At 54.7% G+C, this 1,131-nt stretch carries 1 protein-coding gene; it reads left to right on the plus strand.

Annotated features, from left to right (window positions below):
• The coding region (locus tag NZ772_19335) for a phytase (GenBank protein ID MCS6815711.1) at positions 1-1,131 on the plus strand (1,131 nt) is incomplete at both ends.

The raw sequence follows: 1,131 nt of genomic DNA on the forward strand, positions 1-1,131 counted from the left end.
GGCACAGTAACGATCGACCCTAGTTTTCGCCGCACCCTGATTGCGCCTACGCCACCATCCCCCGCCAACGCCCAGTTTGAGGGCATCGTCGTCGATCGAGACACGGGCTACATCTACGCTGGCCAGGAAGATGTAGGCATCTGGAAGTTTCCATTTTCCACTACCCCCACGGGAACTACAGCAGCCACGGGTGCCGTCTCTGGCGTGTTGATCCACCGTGTATCGCCTAACAGTCCCAGTCTCCGTCGGGATGATGTGGAGGGGTTAACGATTTACTACGGCCCCAACGGCACAGGCTATTTGTTGGCATCTAGCCAAGGCGAGAGCAACTTTGCAGTGTTTAATCGTCAGGGTGCTAATGAATACTTGGGTAGCTTTGTGGTTGGTGCCAATGGGGCAATTGACAGTGTGGAATCTTCTGATGGCGCTGACGTGATTGCAGAGGCGATCGGTGCCTTCACCCAGGGCTTACTTGTTGTGCATGACGGTAATGACAAACCTGGATTTATAGTCAATGCCAATGGTGAGATTGAAAACGTTGCCACCAACTTTAAGTACGTACCCTGGCAGAACGTAGCGGGTACCTTTGTGCCCCCTAGCACCATGCCCAATGGCGTAGCTAGCGGCGACACTACCAGCAACTCCACTGTCTTGTGGACTCGCAGCACAGCTCCAGGCACGGTGCGGTTTGAATATTCCACCAGTCCTACCTTTGCGACGATCGCTGGCACTCGGACTGCTACGGTGGCTAACTCCGCTGAGGGCATCAACATCCCCGTTAAGGTGAACATCACAGGCTTGATCCCCAACACTACCTACTACTACCGGGTCACCGATGCTGCCAACACCACCCTCACAGGACGGTTTAAAACCTCTGCCCCCATCTCCACTCCCAACGGCTTGCGCTTTGGTGCCACAGGTGACTGGCAGCAGGCTTCTCCCTTCCCCTCTCTCTCGAATGTAGACACCCGCAATCTAGAGTTCTTCCTGAAACTGGGAGATACGATCTATGCCGACATTGCCACTCCGGCGGAACCATCAGGACAATCTCGCACGCTGAACGAGTTCCGTGCTAAGCACAGTGAAATCACCACTGCCCGGTTTGGCATTAACACCATGGCAGATTTGCAG

The sequence above is a fragment of the Cyanobacteriota bacterium genome (assembly GCA_025054735.1).
Classification (GTDB): domain Bacteria; phylum Cyanobacteriota; class Cyanobacteriia; order SKYG9; family SKYG9; genus SKYG9.